The following is a 25,696-nucleotide window of genomic DNA, read 5'->3' as shown; positions in this document are numbered from 1 at the left end:
TTCTGGAGGACAAGTCATGCGTCTGTCCCGCTTCTTCATCGACCGGCCGATCTTCGCGGCCGTCATCGCGATCATCATCACGATCATCGGCGCCATCGCCTATTTCTTCCTGCCGGTCTCGCAATATCCCGAGGTCGTCCCCCCGACCGTGACCGTCTCGGCTACCTATCCTGGCGCCTCCGCCGAGACCGTGGCCGAGACGGTCGCAAGCCCGATCGAGCAGGAGATCAATGGCGTCGAGAACATGCTCTATCTCTCGTCGCAATCGACAGGCGACGGGCGCGTGGTCATCACCGTCACCTTCAAGCAGGGCACGGATCTCGATGAGGCGCAGGTTCTGGTGCAGAACCGCGTCGCCATCGCCGAGCCGCGCTTGCCGCAGGAAGTGCAGCGCCTCGGCATCGTCACCAAGAAGACCTCGCCTGACTTCCTGATGGTGGTGAACCTGATCTCGCCCGACGAGAGCCTCGACCGCGCCTATATCTCCAACTACGCCCAGACCCGCATCAAGGATCGTCTGGCGCGTCTCGATGGCGTGGGCGACGTCCAGCTTTTCGGCTCGCGCGATCTCGCCATGCGGGTGTGGATCGATCCCCGCCGTGCGGCGTCCCTTGGCCTCACGGCAGGCGATATCGTCTCGGCCCTGCGCGCGCAGAATGTGCAGGTCGCCGCCGGTACGCTCGGTCAGCCCCCATCGGGCGGCTCGGCCTTCCAGCTGAATGTCGAGACGCAGGGCCGTTTCACCGAGCCCCAGCAATTCGCCAATGTCGTGATCCGCACCGATGCGGACGGCCGCCAGGTGCGCGTGGGTGACGTCGCCCGCGTTGAACTGGGCGCGGACGACTACGGCACCTCCGCCTATCTGGGCGAGAAGGACAGCGTCATCATCCCGATCTTTCAGATGCCGGGTTCTAACGCGCTCGCCGCTGCCGAGGGCATCAAGGCCGAGATGGCTGTGCTCGCCAGGGATTTCCCCAAGGGCCTTGAATATCGCATCGTATACAACCCGACCGAGTTCATCCAGAAGTCGATCGACGAGGTCATCAAGACCCTGGTCGAAGCCGTCATCCTGGTCGTGCTCGTCATCATCGTCTTCCTGCAGAAGTGGCGCGCCGCGATCATTCCGGTGCTCGCCATTCCCGTCTCGCTGATCGGCACCTTCGCGGTGCTGGCGATGCTCGGCTACTCGCTTAACAATCTGTCCCTGTTCGGCCTCGTGCTGGCGATTGGCATCGTCGTCGATGACGCGATCGTCGTGGTCGAGAATGTCGAGCGCAACCTCGAGCATGGCATGACACCGCTCGAAGCGGCCCGTACCTCCATGGACGAGGTGGGCGCGGCGCTCATCGCGATCGTGCTGGTGCTCTGCGCCGTGTTCGTGCCGACCCTGTTCATCAGCGGCATGTCGGGCGCCTTCTACCAGCAGTTCGCCATCACCATCTCGGCCGCGACGATCATCTCGCTGGTGCTTTCGCTCACCCTCTCGCCGGCCATGTCCGCGCTGCTGCTCAAGCCGCGCCATGATCTGCCCGCGGGTGCGCCGCGCTGGCGCCAGCTGGTCGAGAAGGCGGGTGTCACGTTCAATCGCGGCTTCGAGCGGTTCGGCGCCCGCTATGCGACGCTCACCGCGCGCCTCGTGCAGCAGCCCAAGAAGATGATGGCGGCCTATGCCGGCCTGATCGCCCTGACCGTGGGTGCGCTCTGGTACACACCGACGGGCTTCATCCCGGCGCAGGACCAGGCCTATTTCTTCACGATCGTCCAGCTGCCGCCCGGCTCTTCGACAGCCCGCACCGACGTGGTGATGAAGAAGGTCGCCGACCGGATGCTGAAGATCCCCGGCATCAGCAACACCATCATGCTGTCCGGTTTCGACGGTGCCTCGGAAACGCGCAATGTCAGCTCGGCCGCCGCCTATTGGGTGCTCGACGACTTTGACGAGCGCGCGAAGAAGGGGCAGACGATCGACAAGCTGATGGACGAGGCCCGCAAGGTCACGGCGGACATCACCGAGGCGCGCCTCATGATCGTCAAGCCGCCGCTCATTCGCGGCATCGGCTCGGCCGGCGGCTATCGCCTGATGGTGCAGGACCGCGACGGCAAGGGTTCGAAGGAGCTGGAAAAGGTCGCTTATGGCCTTATCGGCCCGGCCAACCAGACCGAGGGCCTGTCGTTCGTCTACACGTTCTTCGAGACGGGCACGCCGCGCATCTTCGCCGATATCGACCGCGACAAGGCCGAGATGCTGGGCGTGCCGCCCGAGCGCGTGTTCGAGACGCTGCAGGTCTATCTGGGCTCGGCCTTCGTCAACGACTTCAACCTGCTTGGCCGCACCTATCGGGTGACCGCGCAGGCCGACGAGGACTATCGCCGCACGCCTGCCGACATCGCCAATCTCCAGACCCGTTCCAACTATGGGGAAATGGTGCCGATCGGTTCGGTCGCGACGTTCCGCGACACGACCGGACCCTATCGCGTGCAGCGCTACAATCTCTCGCCCGCCGTCGCCATCGATGGCGACACGGCGCCGGGCTATTCCTCGGGCCAGTCGCTGGACAAGCTGGAGGAACTGGCTGCCTCGACGCTGCCGCACGGTTACACCTGGGAGTGGACGGGCATCGCCTATCAGCAGAAGACCGCCGGCAACACTGCCGGGCTCGTCTTCGGCCTGGCCGTGCTGCTCGTCTTCCTGGTGCTCGCCGCGCAATATGAGAGCCTCGTCATGCCGCTCGCGATCATCCTGATCGTGCCAATGTCGGCGCTCGCGGCGATGATCGGCGTCAATCTGCATGGCCTGGACAATAATGTCCTCACGCAGATCGGCATGATCGTGCTCGTGGCGCTTGCCGCCAAGAATGCGATCCTGATCGTCGAGTTCGCCCGGCAGGGCGAAGAGCAGCACGGCTACACGCCGGTCGAGGCAGCGGTGCATGCCGCCGAGCAGCGGCTGCGGCCGATCCTGATGACCAGCTTCGCTTTCATCCTGGGTGCGGTGCCGCTGGTGCTCGCCACCGGGGCGGGCGCGGAGCTTCGCCAGGCGCTCGGCACCGCGGTGTTCTATGGCATGCTCGGCGTCACCGCCTTCGGTCTCATCTTCACCCCCACTTTCTACGTCGTCAGCCGCGCGCTGGGCGACCGGATCGCCCGCCTGCGCGGCCGCTCCGGCCCCGCCCAACCGGCGCTGGCTCCGGCGGAATAAGGAGTAAAGCCCATGAAACTGGCTCGCTTCATCGTCCCCATGGTTTCCGCGCTGGCGCTTTCAGCGTGCGCGGCGGGGCCGGACTACGTCGCGCCTACGCCCCCTGCGACGTCCTCCGGCCCCTTCCTCTCCGCGCAGGCTCCGGCCTTCGCGCAAGCCCCTGTCGAGCAGGACTGGTGGCGGCTCTACGAGGATCCGGTGCTCGATCAGCTCATCGCCGATGCGCTTGCCGCCAACACCGATGTCCGCGGCGCCGTCGCCCGGCTGGAACGGGCGAGGGCGGCCCTGCGCGGTGCCCGGTCGGACCGGCTGCCGCAGACCGGCCTCAGTGCGGGTGCCGACTATGGCCGTCTGCCCGCCGGGCAGCGTCCCGCCGGGGCACCGCGCGAGGACTGGTCGATCGATGCGGGGCTCAGCGTCTCCTATGAGGTCGATCTGTTCGGCCGCGTAAGCCGGGGTGTCGAGGCAGCGCGCGGCGATGCCGATGCGGCTGCCGCCGATGCGGAGGCTGTGCGGGTCGCCGTTGTCGCCGATACGACGCGCGCTTATGCCGATGCGGCCTCGGGCGCGGCGCAGCTCACCGTCAATCGCGAGATTGTCGGCTTGCTGGATCGCTTGCTCGACCTCACCAAGCGCCGCCAGTCAGCAGGCCTCGCCACCTCGCTCGATGTCGCGCGCATCGCGACCTTGCGCGATCAGCGCGCCGCCGACATTCCCCGGATCGAGGCACAGCGCCAGGCGGCCTTGTTCCGCCTGGCGACCCTCACCGGGCGCGCGCCCAATGCGCTGCCCGAGATTGCGGGCAAGCGGGCGGTCGGGCTCGAGATCACGCAGCCGATTCCGGTGGGCGACGGCACGGCCCTGCTGGTTCGCCGGCCCGATGTCCGCGCTGCCGAGCGGCGCCTGGCGGCCGATACGGCGCGCATCGGCGTCGCCACGGCCGATCTCTACCCGCGCATCTCGCTTGGCGGATCGGTCGGCTCGACGGGCAACGACATCGGCAGCATCTTCGGTGCGGGGCCGCTGCGCTGGCTGCTCGGCGGCCTGATCAGCTGGAACTTCCCCAATCAGGAAGCGGCGCGCGCGCGCATTGCCGGTGCCGAGGCGCAGGGCAAGGAATCGCTCGCGGTATTCGACGGGGCCGTGCTCAACGCACTCGAAGAAACCGAGACGGCGCTCTCCAACTATGGCCGCGCGCTGGAGCGGCGCCAGTCGCTGAAGGCCGCGCGCGATTCCGCTGAGAAGGCGGCGACGATCACCCGCGCGCAGCAGCGCGAGGGCGCGATCGACTCCCTTCAGCAGCTCGATACCGAGCGAACCTTCGCCGAGGCCGAGGCCGCGCTCGCTTTGCAGGACGCTCTCGTCGCGCAGGCCCAGATCGATGTGTTCCGGGCGCTCGCGGGTGGCTGGAGCAGCGCGGCCTAAAGTGGAAAAAAGCCGCAGCGAACCTGGGTCCGCTGCGGCCTGCCAACTTCCGACAGAGGAACTTAGAAGGCGACGCGAACACCTGCGCGCCAGCGAGCGCCGATCGTGTCGTAGAAGACGGGGTTGGTCGGGCCGCCGTTGCCGGCGACATAGCCCGACGATCCGTTGACGTTGTTCGGCGAGCTTGGCGGGTCCTTGTCGAAGATGTTGCGGATCGACAGGAAGAATTCCGCATTATTGTCGTCGCCGCCCAGACCGAACTTGTACGAGGTCGAGAGACCCCAGTACCAGCGCGAGCCCACCGTATTATAGTTGATGCTGTTGAGGTTCGCGACCGGCAGGCTGGGATCGCGCCGGACATCGTAGATGCCCTGCGGGATATGGCGAACGTCCCAGGTCACGCTGAAGCCGCCCACGTCATAAGTGGCATAGCCGGTCAGGATATATTTGGACGGCGCGGTGAAGCCCGAGAACGCCGAGCCGCCGGTCTGGTTGTGATAATCGATGCCGGGCGCGCTGTCGGTCGTGTTGGCGTCCACCACCATCTTGTCGTTGATGGTGGCCAGACCGCGGAAGGTGAACCGGCCGGGGATCGAGGACGAGATCCGGTCGAGCGGAAGGGTGTAGAGCAGCTCTACGTCCCAGCCCGACTGGTTGAGCACGCCGATATTGTTCGCGCCGCGGATCACTGTGCCAGCGTCGCGGCGCTTGGGATCGGTGGTCGAGAGCGTGCTGAACGGCGTGCCGTCAGCCGCCAGGATCTTGTCGCAGAACGAGCCGGTGTTGAAGCAGGCCGCGGCGATTTCGTTGGCCGTCAGCACGCCGATCGCGCCGGAAAGATCGATCTTGTAGTAATCGACCGACAGGCGCAGGCCGTTGAGGAAGCCCTTGGGCTGCAGCACGACGCCGACGGTGAGCGTGTTGCCGACTTCGGGCTCCAGCGCGAAGTTGGCCGGATAAGTGACCGTAGCGAAATCGTTGATCGCGGACGGGCGGCCCGGGTCGAGCCACCAGTTCGGGATACCACCCGCCGGCGGTCCGGGCAGGACGTCCGGCAGGTTCGTGTAGAGATCGGTGAAGCTCGCCGCACGCACGTCGCGCGAACGGGTTGCACGGAAGCGCAGCCAGTCCGTCACGTCCCAGATGGCCGAGACTTTCCAGGTCGTGAATTTGAGATCCTTGCTGTTGCCCGAGACGCCGTCCTCATTGGTCTGGAAGGTCTGGCGCACGGCACCGTTGAGCTCGGCATAGTCGGCGAGGACGAAATCGCGGAGCAGCGGCAGATTGGCTTCCGCATAGGCCTCGAAAATCTTCAGCGTGCCACTGATGTCGTTGCCGAACGGACTGTTGGTATTGGAGACGTTGAAGGGCAACTGGCCGTGCGTCGTCGAGCCGCTCTCGAAGCGATACTCGCCGCCGACCGCCAGGCCGAACGGGCCGGCCCAGAGGTCGAAGATGTCGCCGCTCAGGTTGAACGCCGCGACATGCTGGCTGTAGTCGAAACGTTCGGTCGCATCGCGATAGGCATAAGCGATGGCGGCCGCGCTTTCCGTGTTCTGGCCCAGAATGTTGAGCGGAACGCAGCCGGCGGCGTCCGCGCGGTTCCAGTGCTGTTCGAAGCCGGCGGGCGTCGAGGTGTTGACCGGGCCGGGCAGGGTGGCGCGGCAGACCGCGACGCCATTGGCGACACCCGTCGTTGCAAGGCCCTGATCGACCGCGTCGAGCGCATACATGAAGAAGCGGTTCACGCGGTTGCCGGTCACGAGCACGTCCCGCGTGGTCTTGCCATATTGATAATAGGCATCCCATTTGATGCCGTTCAGGAAATCCAGGTCGCCGCTGAGGCCGGCCGCGACGCGCCAGGTGGTCAGGTCCGTGTTCACGGTCTGGCGCGTGCCGGGCACGTTGCGCATATGCTTGGCGACGAAGATCGGCGAGGTCGGCACGCCCGGCGCCTGCGAAACCTGACCCTGCGCAGCGGCAGAGTTCGGGTTGGCCGCGATCAGGTCCGACAGCAGCCGGGTCTGGCCGGTCGCCTGGTCGGTGTAGGTGACGCCGTTCAGCCAGAAATAGTCGGAGCGGATCGGCGTACCGGACGACGGCCCGAGCGAGATGCCGGCGACCTTGGATTCGCTCGTGCCATAGGAGCCTTCGATGAAGCCCTTCAGGCTAGGCGAGAACTCGTAATCGGCATGAGAGAAGAGCGCGAGACGCTTGATTTCCGGCCGAAGCTGCACTTCCGACCAGGGCGAGCAATCGACCGTGCAGTCGCCGCCCTGACGTTCGCCGAAGCCGTTGCTCGCGGTAAAGTTGCCCGGATCATACTGCAGGACTTTCCTGCCGTCGGGGCTGAACACCAGCCCGCGCAGTGCCAGTGCGTTGTTGCGAGGCGCGCCGGTCGTCATGCGGATGACGGTCGAGAGGTCGTAATTGGTATAGGCGCCGTTGTTGCCGCGCAGCGTGCGGGGCAGGCCGTTGGTCGCGAAGGCCTGGTTGTCGAACACGTCCGGCGACCTGGCGCACCATTCGCGCACATAGACGCAGTCGCCGATCTCGCCGCTGTCCTGATATTCCGCGCCGAAGATGATGTGGCCCTTGCCACCGGCAAAGCCGGTGCCCGCCGCCATCGATCCGTGGAAGGTCTTGCCGTCGCCGCGGAAGGTCTGGCCGTAGTCGACCTGCGCCTTGATGCCCGTCAGTTCCTTGTCGAGGATGATGTTGACCACGCCCGCGAGCGCATCCGTGCCGTAGGCGGCCGAAGCGCCGCCGGTGACCGTCTCGATGGACTTCACCAGCATCGATGGGATGAGGTTCATATCGACCGCGCCGCCGGTCGTGGACGGCACGAAGCGCCGCGTATCGACCAGGGTCAGCGTGCGGACGCCGTTATTGGGATTGAGCCCGCGAAGGTCGGCGATATTGGCGCCGGCATTCAGCGTCGCGGCGATGTTCAGGCCGGTGTTGGTTTCGGAAACCTTCGAGACGTTCTGCGGCAGCGTCTGGATCGTTTCGCCGATATTGACCTGACCCATGGCCTGGATCTGTTCACCGCTGACAACCGTGACAGGCGTCGGCGAGTTGAACGTGGATCGGCCCAGGCGCGAACCGGTGACGATGATTTCCTGATTTTCGACTTCTGCTTCCGCGCTCTGCGGCGCGGCGTCGTTCTGGGCCATGGTCACATTTGGTACCGCTACCAAAGCGAGTACCGACGACGAAATTCTCAAGAATGTCCTCATTTTGACACCTCCCCATAAGATAGTTGCATGGCTGATCGTTCATCGCCGGCTGGCTCAGCGGCCAGTCGGTCCCGATCGATCAAACAATTCTCCGAACCTTTTCTGTTCTGTTTCGTGCAGCGTAACGAACAGGGGGCGGAAGGCTTGCCCAATTAGGAAGTTCGGTGCGCGGGCAGCGGAAGGAATATCCAGCGCACAGATAGAGAAATTTCGCCCCCGCTGACCGATATCAGCCTGCCTGATTTGTTTCTAAGTTACGGTTTTCAGGGAATATTCGTCGCAACGAAAACTCTCCGCCATAGGCTTTTGCCGCCGCGCGCGAGTTTCGCATGTCAGAAAAGGCGGCCGGTGCGGCCTGTATGTACCCCCGGAACTGGCGGGGGAGAGATGTCGGAAAGTCCCTGGTGGAGCTGAGCGGGATCGAACCGCTGACCTCGTCATTGCGAACGACGCGCTCTCCCAACTGAGCTACAGCCCCACAGGGAGCGCTGCCTATAAGCAGGGCTTTCGCGCATTGCAATGCGTTTTCGGGACGCGGTGAAAGCCTTTTCGATCCCGGTCAGATGACCGCGATCAGCTGTCGAAACCGAAGTTGAGGAAAGCCGGGGTGGGGCCGTTCCAGCCGTCATCGGGACCATCGTCCTGCTGGCGATCATCGCGGCGCGGACGGTCGCGTCCCCGGTCGCCGCGATCCGGCCTCGCCGGGCGTTCGGCACGCGCCGGCCGCTCGTCGCGGGCTTCACGGGCGGGGCGTGCTTCGCGGGCAGGGCGCTCGCCGGCCTCGCTCTTCTCGCCGCGCGCCGGTCGATCGTCGCGCTCGCGCTGTGCGGGCCGCTCTTCGCTCTTGCCTCTGCCGCGCTTGGCGCCACCGCGCGCCGGGCGGCCTCGTGCGGCACCGCCGTCATCGCTTTCCTCAATCGTGACGCCGGTATCCAGGCGCTCGATCTTGTTGCCGATCAGCTTCTCGATATTGTCGATCGCCTCGGCATCCTGCTTCGTCACGAAGGTGAAGGCCTTGCCGGTGGCACCCGCGCGGCCCGTGCGGCCGATGCGGTGGACATAATCGTCGGGATGCCAGGGCGCGTCGAAGTTGAACACATGGCTCACGCCCTTGATGTCCAGACCGCGCGCCGCGACGTCGGAAGCAACCAGCAGGTTGATCTCGCCGCTCTTGAACTTCTCCAGCTCGGCAATGCGCGCCGACTGGTCGATGTCGCCATGGATCTCGCCCGACTTGAAGCCGTGCCGCTTCAGGCTCTTGTTGAGCTCGCGCACCATCGTCTTGCGATTGCAGAAGATGATCGCGCTATCGACGCCTTCGCTCTTGAGCAACTGGCGCAGCATCTCGCGCTTGTCGCGTTCGCCGACCGGCACGAGCATCTGCGCGATGTTGGCCGATGCGGTTGCGGGGCGCGCGACCTCGATCGACTTGGGATTCGAGAGGAACCGGTCCGACAGCTTCTTGATCGGCGGCGGCATGGTCGCCGAGAACAGCAGCGTCTGCCGGTTGGCGGGCAGCTTCGTGCAGATATTCTCGATATCGGGGATGAAGCCCATGTCGAGCATACGGTCGGCTTCGTCGATCACCAGCAGCGAGCAGCCGGTCAGCAGGATATTGCCGCGCTCGAACAGGTCCATCAGGCGGCCGGGCGTGGCGATCAGCACATCGACGCCCTTCTCGAGCGCCTTCACCTGGTCGCCCATCGAGACGCCGCCGATCAGCAGGGCGGTCGAGAGCTTGGTGTACTTGGCGTATTTCTCGAAATTCTGGGCGACCTGGTCAGCCAGCTCGCGGGTCGGCTCGAGAATGAGGCTGCGCGGCATGCGGGCGCGGGCGCGGCCCTGCGACAATATGTCGATCATCGGCAGCACGAAGCTGGCTGTCTTGCCGGTGCCTGTCTGGGCGATGCCGATGATATCGCGCATCATGAGGACGGAGGGGATCGCCTGCGCCTGGATCGGCGTGGGCTCGCTATAGCCGGCCTCTTCGACCGCTCTTAGCAATTCGTCTGACAGGCCGAGGTCGGCAAAGGGCATCAGGATTCCGTGATTCAGGAGAGCGCGAATGGGCTGGACGGTGCGTCAGCGCGCGCGATCAGCCGCTCGCGCCATGAGCAAGAGCGCGCCCGCTGTCAAGGAATTCCGGGGGACGTCCCCGGCGGTGCCGCGCGTGACTTACGGTTCCGCCCGCTCGGGCTTGCGGGGTTTCTCCGGCGGCGCGACCTCGGGCACCATGCGCGAGAATTTCTCGATTTCGCAAGCGGAGCCGTTGCGAGCATGCAGCGTGTCCCGGCCCGCGCAGATCGCGCCATCCTCGTTGGGCTGTATATAGAAGCCGGAATAGAAGTCCGCGGCGCGGCAGGCGCGGCCGAAATGCGTGCGATATTGCTCGTTGCGGCCCGTGACCATCGTGATGCCGTCGAGCATGTTGATGACGGCGCCGCGCAAGCCGTTGAGCGGGATGCATTTCGGACCCTTGGTTTCCTTCCAGCGGATCGATGGCGGGGCCGGGGCGGCTTCCGCGCGCATCGCGTTGGAGCGTTGCGGGCCGGTACGTACCGTGGGAATGCGGATGATGACGCGCTGTTCGATCGTCACCTGCGCCAGCTGCCTGCCGGCGAACGCCCCGGCACCTGCCGTCTTCGCCCGAGGCGCGGACGCGGCATCCGGAGCGGATGCAAGCAGGATCGGCAGGAGAAAGGTCGTCGTAAGAGTTGGCAATGATCGAACCCCAGGGTCGGACCATGCCCTAGCGGGATGTGCTTGAACAGCCGATTAATTGTCGCCGTCGGGCCGCAAGGGCACCGCGCCCATGCGCCGGGCTGGCATTGCCCGGCGTCAGGCGGCATAAGGCGGCCATGATTTCGCCTGCTGCGCTGGACGCCTTTCGTGCCATTGCCGGCCCCAAGGGGCTGATCGAGGATCGCGACCTGATCGTGCCCTGGCTGGAGGATTGGCGCGGCAAGTTCCATGGGGAGGCCGCGGCGATCCTGACTCCGCGCACGACGCAGGAGGTGGCGGCAATGGTGCACACCGCACGCGAGTATCGCGTGCCGATCGTGCCCCAGGGCGGCAACAGCTCGATGGTCGGCGGGGCTACGCCCCCGATCGACGGCAGCGCCCTCATCCTCTCGCTCCGCGCGATGAACGCGATTCGCAGCCTCGATGCCGATGCCAATCTGGCCGTCTGCGAGGCCGGCGTCATCCTCTCCAATCTGCATGCGGCGGCGGAAGCGGCCGGACGCCGTTTCCCGCTCAGTCTCGGCGCCAAGGGATCGGCGACGGTCGGCGGGCTTGTCTCGACCAATGCCGGCGGCACGCAGGTGCTGCGCCACGGCACCATGCGCGCGCTCGTCGAGGGCATCGAGGCCGTGCTGCCCGATGGCTCGATCCATGACGGCATCGCCGCGCTCAAGAAGGACAATCGCGGCTACGACATCAAGCAGCTGCTGATCGGCGCGGAAGGGACGCTCGGCATCGTCACGGCCGCCAGTCTGCGTCTGTCGCCGGCCATTGCCGATCGCGCCGTGGCCTGGGTCGGCCTCGAGACGCCCGAGCAGGCGCTGGCGCTGTTGCGTCATATGGAGGAGCAGTTGGGTCCCGTCGTCGAGGGGTTCGAGGTGATCGCGGCGGACACGCTCGGCTTCATCCTCTCGGTCATTCCCGGCACGCGCCAGCCGATCGAGACGCTGACGCCCTGGAATGCGCTGATCGAGATCGATCTCGATGCCGGCGCCAGCGGCCCGAGCGCGCAGGAACGGATGGAAGCCGCGCTCGCCGATGCGTTCGAGAAGGAACTGGCCGTGGATGCCGCCATCGCCGCGAACGAGACTCAGGCGGAAGCGTTCTGGAAGCTGCGCGAAAGCGCGTCGGAGGCCGAGCGCTCGCAGGGGCCGGCGCTGCAATTCGACATCAGCGTGCCGATTGCCGACATGCCGCGCTTCATGGTCGATGTCGCCGCCGCCTGCGAGGCGCGCTTTCCCGGCGCCACGGCATCGTCCTTCGGTCATCTGGGTGACGGCAATGTGCATTTCCATGTGCGCTCGCCAAAGGGTGAAGGGCCAGGGCAGGGCAAGACCTGGATCGCGCAGACCGGCGAGGAAGCGACGCGCTTCGTCAACGATCAGGTCGTCTCCATGGGTGGATCGATCTCCGCCGAGCATGGCATCGGCCAGATGAAGATCGACGAATTCGCGCGGCTGACGGCGCCTGCGCAGCTCAATGCGGTGCGCGCGATCAAGCAGGCGTTCGACCCGCTCGGACTGTTCAATCCCGGGAAACTCGTGCCCCTTGCCTAGGCTAGGCGAGGTCTTTATGGCCGGGCGTCGATCCGGCCGCCCGATCGGGTGAGCCGCAGCCAATCCGCACGATCTTCAGGAGTTGATGTCATGGCCACCGCAGCGCCGCAGGTCCAGAACCTGCCCCTGCTTTACAACGATCTCGTGCCGCTCAATGTCGAGCAGCACGGCAATTTCAAGCTGAGCCCCAGCGAGAACGCGCCTTATCTCGTCGGCGTTCACGCGGTGCCGCTGACCGTCGATGAGTTCGCCCAGTGCTCGCGCTACCTGCCGATCGTGTTCTCGAGCGGCCCGAACCCGCTGCCGCTCGCGCTGATGGGCCTCAACGAGGGCGTCAACACGCTGGTTGACGCGCAGGGCAAGCTCCTGCGCGACGATGGCTATATCCCCGCCTATATTCGCCGCTATCCCTGGATGCTCGTCCGCCTCGATCCGGCACGGGATGAGATGTCGCTCTGCTTTGACCCGACCTGCGGCTTCATCGGCGAGGCCGAGGAAGGCCAGCCGCTGATCGAGAATGGCGAGGCGACCCAGCTGACCAAGGACTTGCTGGCCTTCTGCCAGAATTTCGAGGAAGCCGCGCAGCGCACCGGCAATTTCATGACCGAACTGCAGGAATCCGGCCTGCTCATGGACGGCGAGCTGAGCATTCAGGTGAGCGATGTCGAGCAACCGTTCGTCTATCGCGGTTTCCAGATGGTCAGCGAGGACAAGCTGCGCGAACTGCGCGGCGACCAGCTTCGCAAGCTCAACCAGAACGGCGTTCTGCCGCTTCTGTATGCGCATCTGCTCTCGTTGCAGGGCATGCGGGAAGTCTTCTTCAACCAGCGCAAGCTGGGCCTCGGCCCGGCGCCGGCCTATCAGATCAGCTGAGGCAGCGCCCGCCGTTAACCAATTGAGCTTCGGCACTGCAAAATAACTATGAGGCGATTCGCGCGGATATGCGCGAGTCGCCTCATTTCTTAGGGACTATATCAACTAATATGGTCCTTCAGCCCATGCCTGCACTTGAAAACGGCCTGTTCGTGACTTAGGTTGCGAATACGTAGAGGCTTGTTCCCCCTTTCGAGCCTTTGCGCGGGCGTCCCGCCCTTTCGGGACGTCTCCTCCCTGAACCTGGGCCACCCTGTGCGATGCACGGGGTGGTTTTTTATTCGGCGGCGAAGGGGAGGGCAGATCCGGCCAGTTCCTGGCTCAGCGCATCGGCCAGACCGGCCAGCAGCCGCTGCATCGCGGCAAGGCCGGGACCGGGCGTCATCAGATCGTCAGCGAGGTACAGGCCGCGATCGAACTCGATCTGGATGGCGTGAATTCCCTGCGCGGGACGCCCGTGGCGCTCGAGGATATGATTGCCCGAATAAGGCGAGTTGATCGCAACCGGCACATGTTGCCGCCGGATGAAATCGGCGCAGAGATCGGTCAGCCGATCGGTCGCGCTGCGGCCAAAGCGATCGCCGATCACGACACGCGGGGCAGGACCCTCGAAGCCCGGCGTTTCGCGCAGTGGCGGCATGGAATGAATATCGACCAACAGGGCGACGCCGTGGCGCCGCCGGGTCGCCTCCAGCGCAGCCGCCAGCGCGGCATGATAGGGCCGATGTACGCTCTCGATGCGCTCGCGCAGTTCGATGTAGGAGAGCGGCGCGCGCCAGAGATGGCCGATCTGCGTCAGCCGCTCGGGAACGAGGCCCAGACCGCCGCGCACCTTGGCGCTGGTCAGGCTCCGGAAGTTCCAGGGCGTGCCGGTCACGGCGCGCAGGTCGATTTCGCGCTCGTCGCGGTTGAGGTCGATGAGCGCGCGGGGTTGCGTGGCGACGATCACATGATGACCCTGGGCGATCAGCCTGTCCGCCAGACTGTCGGCGAGCCGGTCCTCAAGCCTTGAGAGCGCCTCCAGCGGGACGCGCGCCCGCGCGAGGAGATCGGGGCTGTAGTCGCGCCCGGCGTGGGGCACGGCGAAGACGAGCGGGCCATGCGCGCCCGGCGCGCCATGGAGCCGATAGGCGAGATGGTTCGCCGCGGGTTCCGGCGCCGGATCAGCGTCATGCGCTCCGTCCCCGTTCATCCGTCCGCGCGCCTCCTTCCGTCTCGAATTGACCACTGGCGATGGAAAATTTTAATGGCTTGTCGCATAAGAACATGAGCGACGCCAAGTCCATGCAGTGGATTGGTGTTCATTCCCCAATGAAAGTGGGAAAAGCAGGGTCGAGGCAGGACATGATTCGCATTCTTGTGGCGGAAGACGACGATTCGATGCGGCAGTATCTGACCCGCGCGCTGGAGCGCTCGGGCTATGAAGTCGTCGCTGTCGATCGCGGCACCGCTGCTCTCCCGCTGATCGCGTCAGAGCGCTTCGATCTGCTGTTGACCGATATCGTCATGCCCGAGATGGACGGCATCGAACTCGCCCAGCATGTCGCCTCGGTCGCGCCGGAAACGCGGGTGATGTTCATCACCGGCTTCGCGGCGGTGACGCTCCGCGCGGGCCGCATGGCACCGGAAGCCAAGGTGCTCTCCAAGCCTTTCCATCTGCGCGATCTGGTGCTGGAAGTGGACCGCATTTTCGATCGCAACAGCGCCAGCGGATTGTCCTGAAGTTTTAGCGCTTGCGCAGGCCGGAGTGCTTGCGTAAAGGCCGCTCCCTCAGTGGGCGTGTAGCTCAGTGGTAGAGCACTGTGTTGACATCGCAGGGGTCGCAAGTTCAATCCTTGCCACGCCCACCATGAAAAGCCTCGCAGCGATGCGGGGCTTTTTTGTTTTCCTCCCCGCTCGAAACCGCTCTCGACGCCCTTCGCTTCCATCCTGTAGGGTTACGCGCAACGGAGCAGGGAGAAGGAGTGCCATATGGACCATCGACGCCTCGGGACATCGGACCTGTCGATCGCGCCTCTGGTGTTCGGCGGCAATGTGTTCGGCTGGACCGCTGACGAAGCGACGTCTCATGCCCTGCTGGATGCCTTCGTGGACGGCGGATATAATTGCATCGACACGGCGGATGCTTATTCGATCTGGGTACCGGGGCACAAAGGCGGCGAGTCCGAGGCGATTCTCGGCTCGTGGATCGCCTCGCGGGGCCGGCGCGATCGCGTCGTCATCGCCACCAAGACCGGCGTCCCGCTCGGCCCCGATGACAAGGGCCTGGGTGCAGCCCGGATCGAGCGGGCGGTCGATATCGCGCTGAAGCGCCTCAACACCGACTATATCGACTTGTTCCAGTCGCACGTCGACGATCAGGACACGCCGCTGGAAGAGACGCTGGGCGCCTATGACAAGCTCATCAAGGCCGGCAAGATTCGCGCGGTCGGCGCGTCCAACTTCGCGCCCGCGCGCCTGGCCGAGGCGCTGGATATCGCCGAGCGTAACGATCTGCCGCGTTTCGCCTCGCTCCAGCCCTTCTACAATCTCTATGACCGCGACAAGTTCGAGGGGCCGCTCGAAGATCTCTGCCTCGACCGCGATGTCGGCGTGATCAGCTATTATTCGCTGGCAAGCGGTTTCCTCACCGGCAAATATCGCTCCGACGCCGACGTGGCGAGCAGCCCGCGCGGCGCACAGGTGCAGAAGAACTACATGAACGCCCGCGGCACGGCGATCCTGTCGGCACTGGATGCGGTGGCGGCCGAGCAGGGCGAGAAGCCCGCGCAGATCGCGCTCGCCTGGCTGATGCAGCGGCGCAGCGTGACGGCGCCGATCGCCAGCGCGACCAGCCTTGCCCAGCTCAACGAGATCATGGCCGCCGGTCGCGTCACGCTGAGCGACGAGCAGGTCTCGCGTCTCGATCAGGCCAGCGAGATCCAAGCCGTCGCATAGCCAAGGAACCGGTCGGCGTCCGCGCGCGTTTCTCTCCTCGACAACCACATGCTTCAGGAGAGCCACATGCTCTGGACAATCGTCGTCATTCTTCTCGTCCTCTGGGCGCTGGGCTTCCTGGCGCTAAACATCGGCGGCGGCCTCATTCACCTTCTGCTCGTCGTCGCAGCGGTCGTGCTGGTCTATCAGCTCGTCACCGGACGGCGCGTCGTATAGTCGCGCCAATCCCTATGCCGCCTGCGTGTTCGCCACGGCGAAGCGCTGGCGGTATTCGGCAGGCGCCAGGCCGATGAGCCGGTGGAACAGCTTGCGGAACGCAGCGGCGTCCTCATAGCCGACCGACCAGGCGATCTGGTCGATCGTGCGCTTGGTAAACTCCAGCAGCTCACGCGCCCTGCCGATGCGCAGATGCTGCGCATATTCGATCGGCGTCATACCCGTCGCCGACTTGAACCGCCGCTGGAAGGTGCGCTCCTCCATACCGATCTGCGCCGCCATCTCGCCGACGCTGATCGAGCGCGCCTCGCGCGCCTGAAGCCAGTGCTGCACTTTCAGGATGGCTTCATCGCCATGCGTGAGTTTCGGCACGAAGCGCGCGTAGTGGCGTTGCTCGCGGCCTGACGGGTCGATCAGCAGGAAGCGGCTGCACTCGAGCATGATGCTCGGCCCCAGCAGCCGATCCACGATGCGCAGGCCAAGGTCGGTCCAGGCCATCAGGCCCCCCGCTGTGATGATGTCGCCGTCGTCGATCACGATCCGGTCGGGATCGAGCTTCACGTCCGGGAAGCGCTCGCGAAACGGTTCGGCGAACAGCCAGTGCGTCGTCGCCGGGCGCCCGGAGAGCAGGCCCGTCGCCGCCAGAATGAAAGCGCCGCCACAATTGGAGGCGAGGGTGACGCCGCGCGCATGGCGATCGAGCAGCCAGCGCGCATAAGGCGCGGACTCCTCCGCTCCCGCCGGGCCGGAGAGCCGGCCGGGCACGATCAGCACATCGGGCGACGCACCGGCACCCAGCTCCGCATGCGTGTCATGGCTGCGCGCGAAGCTGCCGTCCGGCTGCACGGCCCAGTGGCTCACGCGGATCACCGGCCCGCCATGATCGCGCGAGAATTGCCCGGCAATCTGGAGCAGGTCGGTCATCCCGTGGACCATCGCCAGCTGACAGCCGGCATAAGTGACCAGCCCGACTTCCGCTTTGGGTTGTTCCGTCCCCGCCATGTTCCGTCACTCCTTCGACGCTCCGAAAGCCCTTTGTCGGAATCGACCCGGTTTATGTCGGGTCCGCCAATTCTGCTTGTCACGCAAGGTGCTTACAACTGCAAGCACAGGGAGCGAACGGCGCTCTCGCCAAGAGCCAGAAGGACTCGAGATGAGCACGATCACCACCAAGGACGGAACCAGGATCTTCTACAAGGACTGGGGCAGCAAGGATGCGCAGCCCATCATCTTCTCCCATGGCTGGCCGCTGACGGCCGATGTGTGGGACGCGCAGATGGTCTTCTTCGCCAATGAAGGCTTCCGCACCATTGCCCATGACCGCCGCAGCCATGGCCGCTCGGACCAGGTCTGGGACAACAACAATATGGATCAATATGCGGACGATCTCTCCGACCTGATCGAGACGCTCGACCTGCATGACGTGATCCTCGTCGGCCACTCGACCGGCGGCGGGGAAGTCACCCGCTATATCGGCCGCCACGGCACGAGCCGCGTCGCCAGGCTGGCCCTGATCGGCGCTGTTCCGCCACTGATGCTGAAGACCGAAGCCAATCCTGGCGGCCTGCCGATCGACGCCTTCGATGCGATCCGCAAGGGCACGTTCGACAATCGCCCCCAGTTCTTCAAGGACCTGACCATCCCCTTCTACGGCTACAACCGGGACGGCGCGGTCATCTCCGAGGAGCTGCGCAGCGACTTCGTGCGGCAGGGTCTGATGGGCGGCCTCAAGGGCGAGCTCGACAGCATCCGTGCCTTCTCGGAGAGCGACTTCAACGAGGACCTCAAGAAGGTCGATGTGCCGACACTCGTCCTGCATGGCAGCGACGACCAGATCGTCCCCATCGACGCCTCGGCCCATGCCACTGTCAAGATCGTCAAGCAGGCCGTCCTCAAGGTTTATGAAGGCGCCGACCATGGCCTGACGCAGACCCATCAGGACCGGTTCAACGCCGACCTGCTGGAGTTCGTGCAGGCTTGAACCAACACAAGCCGACCTTCCCCCATTCCGTTCGTCCTGAGTAGGAGACTGAGCTTGTCGAAGTCTCCGTATCGAAGGGCCGCGCACAGGTCCTTCGATACGCCACTTCGCTGAACTCAGCGGCTACTCAGGACGAACGGGGAGGGGGAGGCGAGCAAAGCTGACCCCCATCCCAAGGAGACCCCCAATGTTCAACGAAACGATCCTCATCACCGGCGCATCGGACGGCATTGGCGCCGTCTTCGCCGATCGCCTCGCTCGCCGCGGCAACAATCTGATCCTCGTCGCCCGCCGCGCCGAGAAGCTGGCGGACCTCGCCGCGAAGCTCCAGGCCGAGACCGGCGTCCGCGTCGAAGTGCTCGCTGCAGATCTCGCCAAGGCCGACGATCTCGCCCGCATCGAGACCCGCCTGCGCGATGATGCCAGCATCACCGGCCTCGTCAACAATGCCGGCATTGCCGGAGAAGGCGGCATTTTCGAGCTCGACCCGGCCTATGTGACCGGCATGATCGATCTCAACATCCTCGCCGTCACGCGGCTTTCGGCCGCCATTGCGCCGCGTCTGGCACAGGCCGGCAAGGGCTCGATCGTCAACATCACGTCGGTAACGGCGCTGATGCCTGACGGCTTCACTCCGGTCTATCCCGCCACCAAGGCGTTCGTCCTTGCCTTCACCGAGGCACTGCACGCCCAGCTCTCGCCCTCGGGCGTCCGCGTCCAGGCTGTGCTGCCCGGCATCACCCGCACCGCCATCTGGGAAGAAGCGCAACTCTCTGCTATTCCTGCCGAGATGGTGATGGAGGTGGGGGAAATGGTCGATGCCACCCTGGCCGGCTTCGATCTTGGCGAAACGATCACGATCCCCGCGCTGCCGGACAATGCCCAGCTCGACGCCTATCTGGCGGCCCGTGACGCGCTGCGTCCCAATCTGTCCCTCGCCCATGCCGCCGCCCGTTACGGCGTCGCCGTGGCTGCCTGAAAACACGAGCAAGAAAGGAGACGTGTCATGATCCTCGGAATGACAATCGCACAGTTCACTGCTCTACATGTCGTCATCAGCTTCCTCGGTATCGGCTCGGGCCTCGTCGCCATGCAGGCCCTGGCAGACGGCCGCTGGCTGCCCCGCTGGCAGGCGGTGTTCCTGGCCACCACCGTGCTGACCAGCCTCACCGGCTTTCTGTTCCCGATCACGACGTTCACGCCTGCGCTGGGCACGGGCATCATCTCGAGCATCATCCTGCTGGTCGCGCTGATTGCCGTCTATGGCTTGGGCCGCCGGGGCCGCGCCGCCACCGTCTATGCGGTGAGCGCGACCGCTGCCCTCTGGCTGAACCTGTTCGTGCTGGTGGTGCAGTCCTTCCTCAAGGTGCCCGGCCTCAATGTCCTCGCACCCACCGGAACGGAAGCGCCGTTCCTGGCCGCACAGGCCGCCATGCTGATCGGGATGATCGTGCTGGGCTACAAGGCGGTGACCGGCAGCCGGCGGATGCAGACGGTATGACCTCGAAGCTTGAGGGTTGGAAAATTTGAGAACCTCGGGAGCTGGTGGCTTTCGGGGTTTTCGTTTGTTTGGGTCTGTGTTTTCTGAAGCGACTTTCGTGCCTGCGGTCAATGGAGGCAAGATGAGGCATAATCCTCGTGTGCTGCGATGGTCTTTACTCGTCGTTGCAGCCTTGTTCGTGAGCATGGAGGCCGCGGTCTATATCCATGCTCGAATTCATTCATCGGGTCCGAATGTCGTCGGGGCTGTGTATTGGGCGATCGCTTCGCTGGTCCTCGCTGCCGGAGCTGTACTCTTATCCATCCTGCTCGCGCCGAAGCCGCCCCGGATGTAAGTCCGCTTCCGAGCGATTTCTGACCTTCCATTTTGCCGTTCCCCGGCGCAGGCCGGGGTCCAGTCCTGAACAGGAGACGCACGCGCTAGCGTGCCTTCGGCGCTTCGCGCCGAGTCTGGACCCCGGCCTGCGCCGGGGAACAGTTTATGCCTGAAGGGCGCGCCGGCCCATTTCAGTCATTTTTTCGTCTTTTTCGCCAAATTCAGCGCCACCGCCTCGCGCACCAGCGCCTTCAGCGCTGCCTCGTCGATCGCTTCGCCTTCCTTGATGTCGATCGCCCGACGGACATTGCCGTCCAGGCTCGAATTGAACAGCCCCGCCGGATCCTCCAGCGACGCGCCCTTGGCGAAGGTCAGCTTGACCACGGCCTTGTAGGTCTCGCCCGTGGTGATGATGCCGCCATGCGACCAGACCGGCACGCCGCGCCATTTCCATTCCTCGATCACCTCGGGATCGGCCTCGTGGATCAGCGCGCGGAGACGCGCCAGAGTCTCGCCGCGCCAGTCGCCCAGTTCCGCGATGCGCCCGTCGATCAGCTCCGAAGCGGAGGGGCCGCCGTCCCGCTCGCTCATCATCGTCTCCTCGATCTCGTTATAGTTTCTCGCCCGGCAGACGGCTCGCCTGCGTTATCCAGTCGATGAACTGTGCTTCGTCGAAGGCATCGTTTTCATGAATGTGGAGATAGCGCGTCGCTCCGCTCTTGGAGGGCACAGGCGGCGTCGGGTGCAGCAGGGCGCCGTTCAGGAAAGCGACCTTGATGTAGCGCGTGAAGCAGTGGAGGCTGAGGAACCAGCTGTGCTCCTCCATGCCGTAGAGCGGCGAGTTCCATTTGACCGCCTTGCGCACGTTGGGGATCGCGCCGGTCACCAGCACATCGATCCGCGCGCCCACCGCGCTCTTCCAGCCCGGCATGGCCGCGATATACGCCCGTACCGGCTCCTCGCCATAACCCTTCGGTATCTGGGGATTTCCTCCGGAAAGGAGGATCGGCTCGTTGGCGGGCTGATCGCCCATCGGGTCCACTCCATCGCCTGTCGATCCGGCGAGGATAGCCTATTTCAACCGCGCTGCAATTGCATGGCCGTCGTGCCATAATCGGCACGGCGACCGCGCGGGCCGCTTCGCCGCTCCTGGTCGATCCGCTCGATCAGGCGACGATAGACGCCACGGTCGCCTTCAGCAGCGTCGCCGCATCGCGTGGCGCAAGCCGGACCTGCAGGCCGCGCTGCCCGCCATTGATATAGACCAGTTCATGCGCCATCGCGCTTTCCTCGATGACAACCGGCACGGGCCGCATCTGACCGAACGGGCTGATCCCGCCCACCTTGTAGCCGGAGAGCCGCTCGGCGTCGGCGGGCTTCATCATCTCGGCCGACTTGCCGCCCAGCGCCGCAGCCAGCTTCTTCATCGCGACTTCCCGGTCCGAGGGGAGGATGACGCAGGCCGGTTTTCCGTCCACGCGCGCCATCAGCGTCTTGAGCACGCGCGCCGGTTGCTCGCCGATCGCATCCGCGGCCTGCAGCCCGATGCGGTCGGCAGTCGGGTCATAGTCGTAGCTGTGGACGCCGAATGCGATCCCAGCCTGTTCCAGCGCCCGCGTGGCGCGTGTCGCCCTGGACATGATGTTCCCTGCGTCCCCCGAATTCGGCACGTTACGCGGTTAGGCGATATGGACAACGGCTTGGCAACCAAAACCCTTATCCGTTCGGTATATCCTCCCGCGCCAATGTCCCGGCAGAACGACGGGAATTTGCGGGACATGTTGAAAAGAATCGATGCTGCCGACGTCCAGCTCGGCATGTTCATCCACAAGCTGGAAGGGAACTGGCTCAAGCACCCGTTCTGGCGCACCAAGTTTCTGCTGACCGACGCGGAGACACTGGCCGATCTGCGCAACAGCGAGGTCGAGGGCGTGCTCATCGACGTGTCGCAAGGCGATGATGTCGGCGGCAAGGGCGCCAGCGGGGGCCGGCAGCGGCCACTGGTCGTGCCATCCAGCACCGGCGGCGCCAGCGCGCTCGATCGCGCCCGCGCCGAGCGTCATCCGGAAGTCGTTCGCCCCACGAATGTCGTGCCGTTCGATCCGCGCTCGACCGCACAGCTCAGCGTCGCGCGCGAGATCGGCCATGCCAAGGCCGTGGTCGCGCGGGCCAGCCGGGTGCTGGCGGGCGTGTTCGAGCAGGCGCGGCTCGGCAAGGCCATTTCCCGCGGCCAGGTCGAGCCGGTGATCGAGGACCTCTTCGCCTCGATCCAGCGCAACCCGCATGCCTTCAACGGCCTGATGCGCATCCGCCGCGAGAATACATCGCTCTATGCGCATGGCCTCGCGGTCAGCGCGCTGATGATCGCGCTCGGCCGGCAGATGGGCCTGCCCGAGCAGCGCGTGAAGGATGCGGGCCTTGCCGGATTGCTGATGGACGTCGGCATGGGCCATCTGCCGATCGACGTGTCGAATATCCTGGAAGATCTCTCCGACAAGGAGCGCGAGATCGTCCAGACGCACACGACGCTGGGCCATGAGTTCCTGACCATGGGCGGCGAGATTCCCGAGGAAGTCACGCAGGTCTGCCTCGAACACCATGAGCGCTATGACGGCACCGGTTATCCGCGCGGCATCGCCGGCGAGGAGATCGGCCTATTCGGGCGCATGGCGGCGATCTGCGACGTCTATGATTCGATGACATCCGATCGTCCCCATCGCCCGCGGATCGATCCCAATGCCGCACTCGGCCTGATGCGCGGCATGGAAGGGGAGTTTGACGACGACATTCTCGATCAGTTCATCGAGAGCGTCGGCGTCTATCCGATCGGCTCCGTCGTGCGCCTCACCACCGGCCGGCTGGCGCTCGTGGTCGATCAGAATGTCGATGACTATACCCGGCCGCGCGTCTGGTCCTTCTACGACATCACTGCACGCCGCGTGATCAAGCCCGAAGATCTGAACCTGCGAATGTATGGAGGCCGGGTGGACATCGTCTGCAGTGACGATGCGGCCGGCTATGCGATCGAGAACTTCCCGGCGATCCGCGAAATGGTCTTCAATAGCGCCTGCAAGGCTCTGCAATAACGGTAAAAATGGACAAATCAGGGCGCTCTCGCTCTCGCCTTCGGGCTGGACGGCAGCAGCAATCCGCTTGAGAAAGATCGCGGCCCTGTCCATGAGCCGCAGATGATCGTCGCGCCTCCGTTCGCCCCGTCGCAACCCGCCTGGACGCGCGGCTGGCGCCTGTTTCTGCTCCTGCTGCTGATGGCGACGCTCGCCCGCGCGCAGACCTTCGGCAATCCGGTCATCGAGTTCGACGAGCAGTTCTACCGCCTCATCGGCGAACGCATGCTCCACGGCACGGTGCCGTTCATCGACATATGGGATCGCAAGCCGATCGGCCTGTTCCTGCTCTACGCGCTCGCTGCGGCAGTCGGCGGCGAACAGGCGCTCTCCTATCAGCTCATGGCGCTGGTGTTCGTCGTGGGGACCGCCTGGCTCGTCCATGCCATGGCGCGCCCGCTCTGCGCGACATGGCGCGGGCCGCTGATCGCCGCCGCACTGTCCATCCTGTGGCTCAACCTGCTGCAGGGGGAAGGCGGGCAGGCGTCGGTCCTGACTGCCTGGCCCATCTGCGGCGCGGCCTTCCTGCTGTTGCGGCAGATCGAGGGCACGGCCCCCCGCGCACGCCTTGCCCGTGACGGTGCGCTGGCGATGCTCCTCATCGGCCTCGCCGCCCAGATCAAATATACGGTGCTGCTCGAAGGCATATATTTCGGCCTCGTCCTGCTCGGCCTCGGCTGGTGGCGGGGTCTTCATCTGGCGCGGCTCGCCTTGCTCGGCATGCTCTGGGCCGCGCTCGCCGTCCTGCCGACCGCCATTGCCTGGGGCGCCTATGCGTCCATCGGCCATGGCGAGACCTGGCTGTTCGCCAATATCACCTCCATTTTTCTGCGCACGCCCATGCCGCTGCCCGATCTGCTTGGCGAGCTGGCCGGCGGCATCGCGACGATCCTGCTCCTGCTGATCGCGGCCGCCCTCGGCTGGTTGCGCATGAGGGGGCGAGGGCCGGTGCAGCGTTTCATCGGCATCTGGGCGCTCGTCGCTTTCGCCTCGATGGTGCTGATGCGCAGCTTCTCGCCGCACTACTTCATTCCGCTCATCCCGCCACTCGCCATTCTTGCCGCCCCGGCACTGGATGTGATGCGCCGCTTCGCCATCGGCGTGACGGCGCTGGCCGCGATCGTCGGGCAAATTCTGATGGGCTTCTTCATCTGGTCGAAGGGCGATCGCGAGACGGTCGATCACATGGTGGCCGCCATCGGTCCCGCGCCGCGCTGCATCTTCGTGCTCGATGGCTTCCCGGCGCTCTATTCGGAGACGCGCTCCTGTCTGCCGGGTCGCTACCTCTTTCCGGGGCATCTCAACGGCATCATGGAAGCGACCAGCCTCGGCGTCGATCCGGTCGCGGAGGTCGAGCGGATCATGGCGACGCGCCCGGATGCCGTCATCACGGACTGGCCGCTCTGGTCGCTGCGCAATCTCGGCAGCAATGCGGTGGTCGATCGTGAACTGAAGGCACATTATTATCTCGCTCTCAAGGAGGAGACCGGAAAGGGCCGCTTCCGCATGGTCTGGCGCCGCAAGCCGGATCGGTAGGTCAAACACTGCGTTTCGCGCAGTGCATGCCTCTGTGCGCTGAAGCGCTTGGCGAGCGCGGGAGGCTCCGTTAGGCTCCCCGTGCGTGCGGCCGGTGAGGCCGACAACAGGAGAGGCCCAGCATGAAGAATTTCTCAGGGAAAGTTGCGTTCGTCACCGGCGGCGCCAGCGGCATCGGGCTCGGCATGGCGCGCAATTTCCTGACCGAGGGCATGAAGGTCGTCATCGCCGACTATAACGACCATCATCTCGATCAGGCCCGCGAGATCCTGAAGGGCAACAATGCCATCCATATGATCAAGGTCGATGTTTCCGACCGCGAGAGCCTGCGCTCGGCGGCGACGGAGACGCTGGATGTCTTCGGCAAGATCCATGTCCTATGCAACAATGCGGGCGTCGGCGGCGGCGGCCTCACCATCGATCCCGAGTTCGACGAATGGGATCGGGCGATCAGCATCAACCTCGGCGGCGTGGTCAACGGCGTGAAGATCATCGCGCCGATCATGATCGAGCAGGGCGAGGGCGGGCATATCGTCAACACCGCGTCGATGGCGGGCATGGTGCCGTTGCCGCATATGGGCGCCTATTCCGCGTCCAAATATGCCGTGCGCGGCTTCACCGAGGCGCTGCGCATGGATCTCGCGCCGCATGGCATCGGTGTCTCCTGCCTGTATCCGGGCGCGGTCAGGACGCAGCTCATCGACATTCCGGAGACCGATGACGGCGCCCCTCCGGGCGAGGTCGGCAATTTCACCAAGAATCTGTGGGCAGCGATGCGCGTCGCGGTCGATCCGATCGACATGGGGCGCCTGGTGGTGGAAGCGATCCGCGAGAACCGCTTCCATATCCTTACTCACACCGAGTTCCTCGATGAGGTGAAGCAGCGCCATCGCGCGATCGAAGATGCGTTCGTCACCGATCTGCCCGTGCCCCAGGCGCGCGCCGACTTCGAGAATTTCCGCCGCTCGGAAGTGGACCGCTTCTTCGCGATGGAGGCGAAGGACTGATCTTTCATTCTAACCCTTCCCCCGAAGGGGAGGGGCTAGGCTGT

Annotated in this window: 21 protein-coding genes and 2 tRNA genes; 14 read left to right on the top strand and 9 right to left on the bottom strand. The window is 65.0% G+C overall.

The features are described from left to right. Positions 1-16 precede the first annotated feature (16 nt). Together KM135_RS05215 and KM135_RS05210 are read left to right on the top strand one after the other, a co-directional pair. Entirely contained in the window at positions 17-3,199 is a 3,183-nt protein-coding gene (locus KM135_RS05215) for an efflux RND transporter permease subunit (protein WP_221712905.1), read from the top strand. Positions 3,200-3,211: 12 nt separating this feature from the next. Beyond that, positions 3,212-4,624, top strand: coding sequence for an efflux transporter outer membrane subunit (locus KM135_RS05210; RefSeq protein ID WP_221712904.1), 1,413 nt, complete (start codon positions 3,212-3,214; stop codon positions 4,622-4,624). A gap of 62 nt (positions 4,625-4,686) precedes the next feature. Here the strand turns inward: KM135_RS05210 and KM135_RS05205 are convergent, their stop codons facing one another. The 4 genes from KM135_RS05205 to KM135_RS05190 form a co-directional block, all read right to left on the bottom strand. Next, complete coding sequence (locus KM135_RS05205; RefSeq protein WP_221712903.1) at positions 4,687-7,863, bottom strand: TonB-dependent receptor domain-containing protein; 3,177 nt, start codon at positions 7,861-7,863, stop codon at positions 4,687-4,689. Between the two features lie 402 nt (positions 7,864-8,265). Then, positions 8,266-8,341: transfer RNA gene (locus KM135_RS05200), tRNA-Ala, on the bottom strand. Between the two features lie 95 nt (positions 8,342-8,436). After that, positions 8,437-9,900: a DEAD/DEAH box helicase gene (locus KM135_RS05195; RefSeq protein WP_221712902.1), complete on the bottom strand. Its 1,464-nt coding sequence runs from the start codon at positions 9,898-9,900 to the stop codon at positions 8,437-8,439. A gap of 138 nt (positions 9,901-10,038) precedes the next feature. Continuing rightward, positions 10,039-10,584, bottom strand: a complete 546-nt coding sequence (locus KM135_RS05190; protein ID WP_246605750.1) for a hypothetical protein — start codon at positions 10,582-10,584, stop codon at positions 10,039-10,041. 137 nt (positions 10,585-10,721) lie between these two features. Between KM135_RS05190 and KM135_RS05185 the strand changes: the two genes are divergently transcribed. Further along, positions 10,722-12,161 carry an FAD-binding oxidoreductase gene (locus KM135_RS05185; RefSeq protein ID WP_221712901.1) on the top strand — a complete coding sequence of 480 codons (1,440 nt, stop codon included), beginning with the start codon at positions 10,722-10,724 and terminating at the stop codon, positions 12,159-12,161. Positions 12,162-12,251: 90 nt separating this feature from the next. Next, the gene (locus KM135_RS05180) at positions 12,252-13,034 is read left to right on the top strand and encodes a SapC family protein (RefSeq protein WP_221712900.1); all 783 of its coding nucleotides are present in this window, start codon (positions 12,252-12,254) and stop codon (positions 13,032-13,034) included. Positions 13,035-13,311: 277 nt separating this feature from the next. Here KM135_RS05180 and KM135_RS05175 read toward each other — a convergent pair whose 3' ends face one another. Further along, the gene (locus KM135_RS05175; protein WP_221712899.1) at positions 13,312-14,226 is read right to left on the bottom strand and encodes an N-formylglutamate amidohydrolase; all 915 of its coding nucleotides are present in this window, start codon (positions 14,224-14,226) and stop codon (positions 13,312-13,314) included. A gap of 152 nt (positions 14,227-14,378) precedes the next feature. On the opposite strand from KM135_RS05175, the gene cpdR reads away from it, so the two are divergent. The 4 genes from cpdR to KM135_RS05155 all read left to right on the top strand — a co-directional run bounded on the left by cpdR (position 14,379) and on the right by KM135_RS05155 (position 16,187). Beyond that, complete coding sequence (cpdR, locus tag KM135_RS05170; RefSeq protein ID WP_221712898.1) at positions 14,379-14,756, top strand: cell cycle two-component system response regulator CpdR; 378 nt, start codon at positions 14,379-14,381, stop codon at positions 14,754-14,756. Between the two features lie 53 nt (positions 14,757-14,809). Next, a tRNA-Val gene (locus KM135_RS05165) sits at positions 14,810-14,884 on the top strand. Positions 14,885-15,005: 121 nt separating this feature from the next. After that, positions 15,006-15,971 (top strand): aldo/keto reductase, encoded by a 966-nt coding sequence (locus KM135_RS05160; RefSeq protein ID WP_221712897.1) that lies wholly within the window; start codon positions 15,006-15,008, stop codon positions 15,969-15,971. Between the two features lie 66 nt (positions 15,972-16,037). Further along, positions 16,038-16,187 carry a lmo0937 family membrane protein gene (locus KM135_RS05155; RefSeq protein ID WP_221712896.1) on the top strand — a complete coding sequence of 50 codons (150 nt, stop codon included), beginning with the start codon at positions 16,038-16,040 and terminating at the stop codon, positions 16,185-16,187. Between the two features lie 12 nt (positions 16,188-16,199). On the opposite strand, the gene KM135_RS05150 is transcribed toward KM135_RS05155, so the two are convergent. Beyond that, complete coding sequence (locus KM135_RS05150) at positions 16,200-17,189, bottom strand: GlxA family transcriptional regulator (RefSeq protein WP_221712895.1); 990 nt, start codon at positions 17,187-17,189, stop codon at positions 16,200-16,202. A 151-nt stretch (positions 17,190-17,340) separates the two neighbouring features. Between KM135_RS05150 and KM135_RS05145 the strand changes: the two genes are divergently transcribed. The 3 genes from KM135_RS05145 (at position 17,341) to KM135_RS05135 (ending at position 19,669) form a co-directional block, all read left to right on the top strand. After that, complete coding sequence (locus tag KM135_RS05145; RefSeq protein ID WP_221712894.1) at positions 17,341-18,168, top strand: alpha/beta fold hydrolase; 828 nt, start codon at positions 17,341-17,343, stop codon at positions 18,166-18,168. Between the two features lie 187 nt (positions 18,169-18,355). Further along, positions 18,356-19,147: an SDR family NAD(P)-dependent oxidoreductase gene (locus KM135_RS05140; protein WP_221712893.1), complete on the top strand. Its 792-nt coding sequence runs from the start codon at positions 18,356-18,358 to the stop codon at positions 19,145-19,147. A 27-nt stretch (positions 19,148-19,174) separates the two neighbouring features. Continuing rightward, positions 19,175-19,669: a hypothetical protein gene (locus KM135_RS05135; protein ID WP_221712892.1), complete on the top strand. Its 495-nt coding sequence runs from the start codon at positions 19,175-19,177 to the stop codon at positions 19,667-19,669. 510 nt (positions 19,670-20,179) lie between these two features. Here KM135_RS05135 and KM135_RS05130 read toward each other — a convergent pair. The 3 genes from KM135_RS05130 to ybaK all read right to left on the bottom strand — a co-directional run bounded on the left by KM135_RS05130 (position 20,180) and on the right by ybaK (position 21,624). Then, positions 20,180-20,575 (bottom strand): DUF1801 domain-containing protein, encoded by a 396-nt coding sequence (locus tag KM135_RS05130; RefSeq protein WP_221712891.1) that lies wholly within the window; start codon positions 20,573-20,575, stop codon positions 20,180-20,182. A 19-nt stretch (positions 20,576-20,594) separates the two neighbouring features. After that, positions 20,595-21,017 carry a DUF1801 domain-containing protein gene (locus KM135_RS05125; RefSeq protein WP_221712890.1) on the bottom strand — a complete coding sequence of 141 codons (423 nt, stop codon included), beginning with the start codon at positions 21,015-21,017 and terminating at the stop codon, positions 20,595-20,597. Positions 21,018-21,150: 133 nt separating this feature from the next. Further along, the gene (ybaK, locus tag KM135_RS05120; RefSeq protein WP_221712889.1) at positions 21,151-21,624 is read right to left on the bottom strand and encodes a Cys-tRNA(Pro) deacylase; all 474 of its coding nucleotides are present in this window, start codon (positions 21,622-21,624) and stop codon (positions 21,151-21,153) included. A gap of 138 nt (positions 21,625-21,762) precedes the next feature. On the opposite strand from ybaK, the gene KM135_RS05115 reads away from it, so the two are divergent. The 3 genes from KM135_RS05115 to KM135_RS05105 all read left to right on the top strand — a co-directional run bounded on the left by KM135_RS05115 (position 21,763) and on the right by KM135_RS05105 (position 25,652). Then, positions 21,763-23,070, top strand: a complete 1,308-nt coding sequence (locus KM135_RS05115) for a cyclic di-GMP phosphodiesterase (protein WP_221712888.1) — start codon at positions 21,763-21,765, stop codon at positions 23,068-23,070. Between the two features lie 102 nt (positions 23,071-23,172). Then, positions 23,173-24,645 (top strand): ArnT family glycosyltransferase, encoded by a 1,473-nt coding sequence (locus KM135_RS05110; RefSeq protein WP_221712887.1) that lies wholly within the window; start codon positions 23,173-23,175, stop codon positions 24,643-24,645. Positions 24,646-24,767: 122 nt separating this feature from the next. Next, a complete protein-coding gene (locus KM135_RS05105) occupies positions 24,768-25,652 on the top strand; it encodes an SDR family NAD(P)-dependent oxidoreductase (RefSeq protein ID WP_221712886.1) in 885 nt (294 codons plus the stop codon). Positions 25,653-25,696 lie beyond the last annotated feature (44 nt).

The sequence above is a fragment of the Sphingobium xanthum genome, assembly GCF_019737615.1.
In the GTDB taxonomy this organism is placed as follows: Bacteria; Pseudomonadota; Alphaproteobacteria; order Sphingomonadales; family Sphingomonadaceae; genus Sphingobium; species Sphingobium xanthum.
The sequence above is the reverse complement of the archived record's forward strand: the minus strand, read 5'-3'. Positions and strand labels throughout refer to the sequence as shown.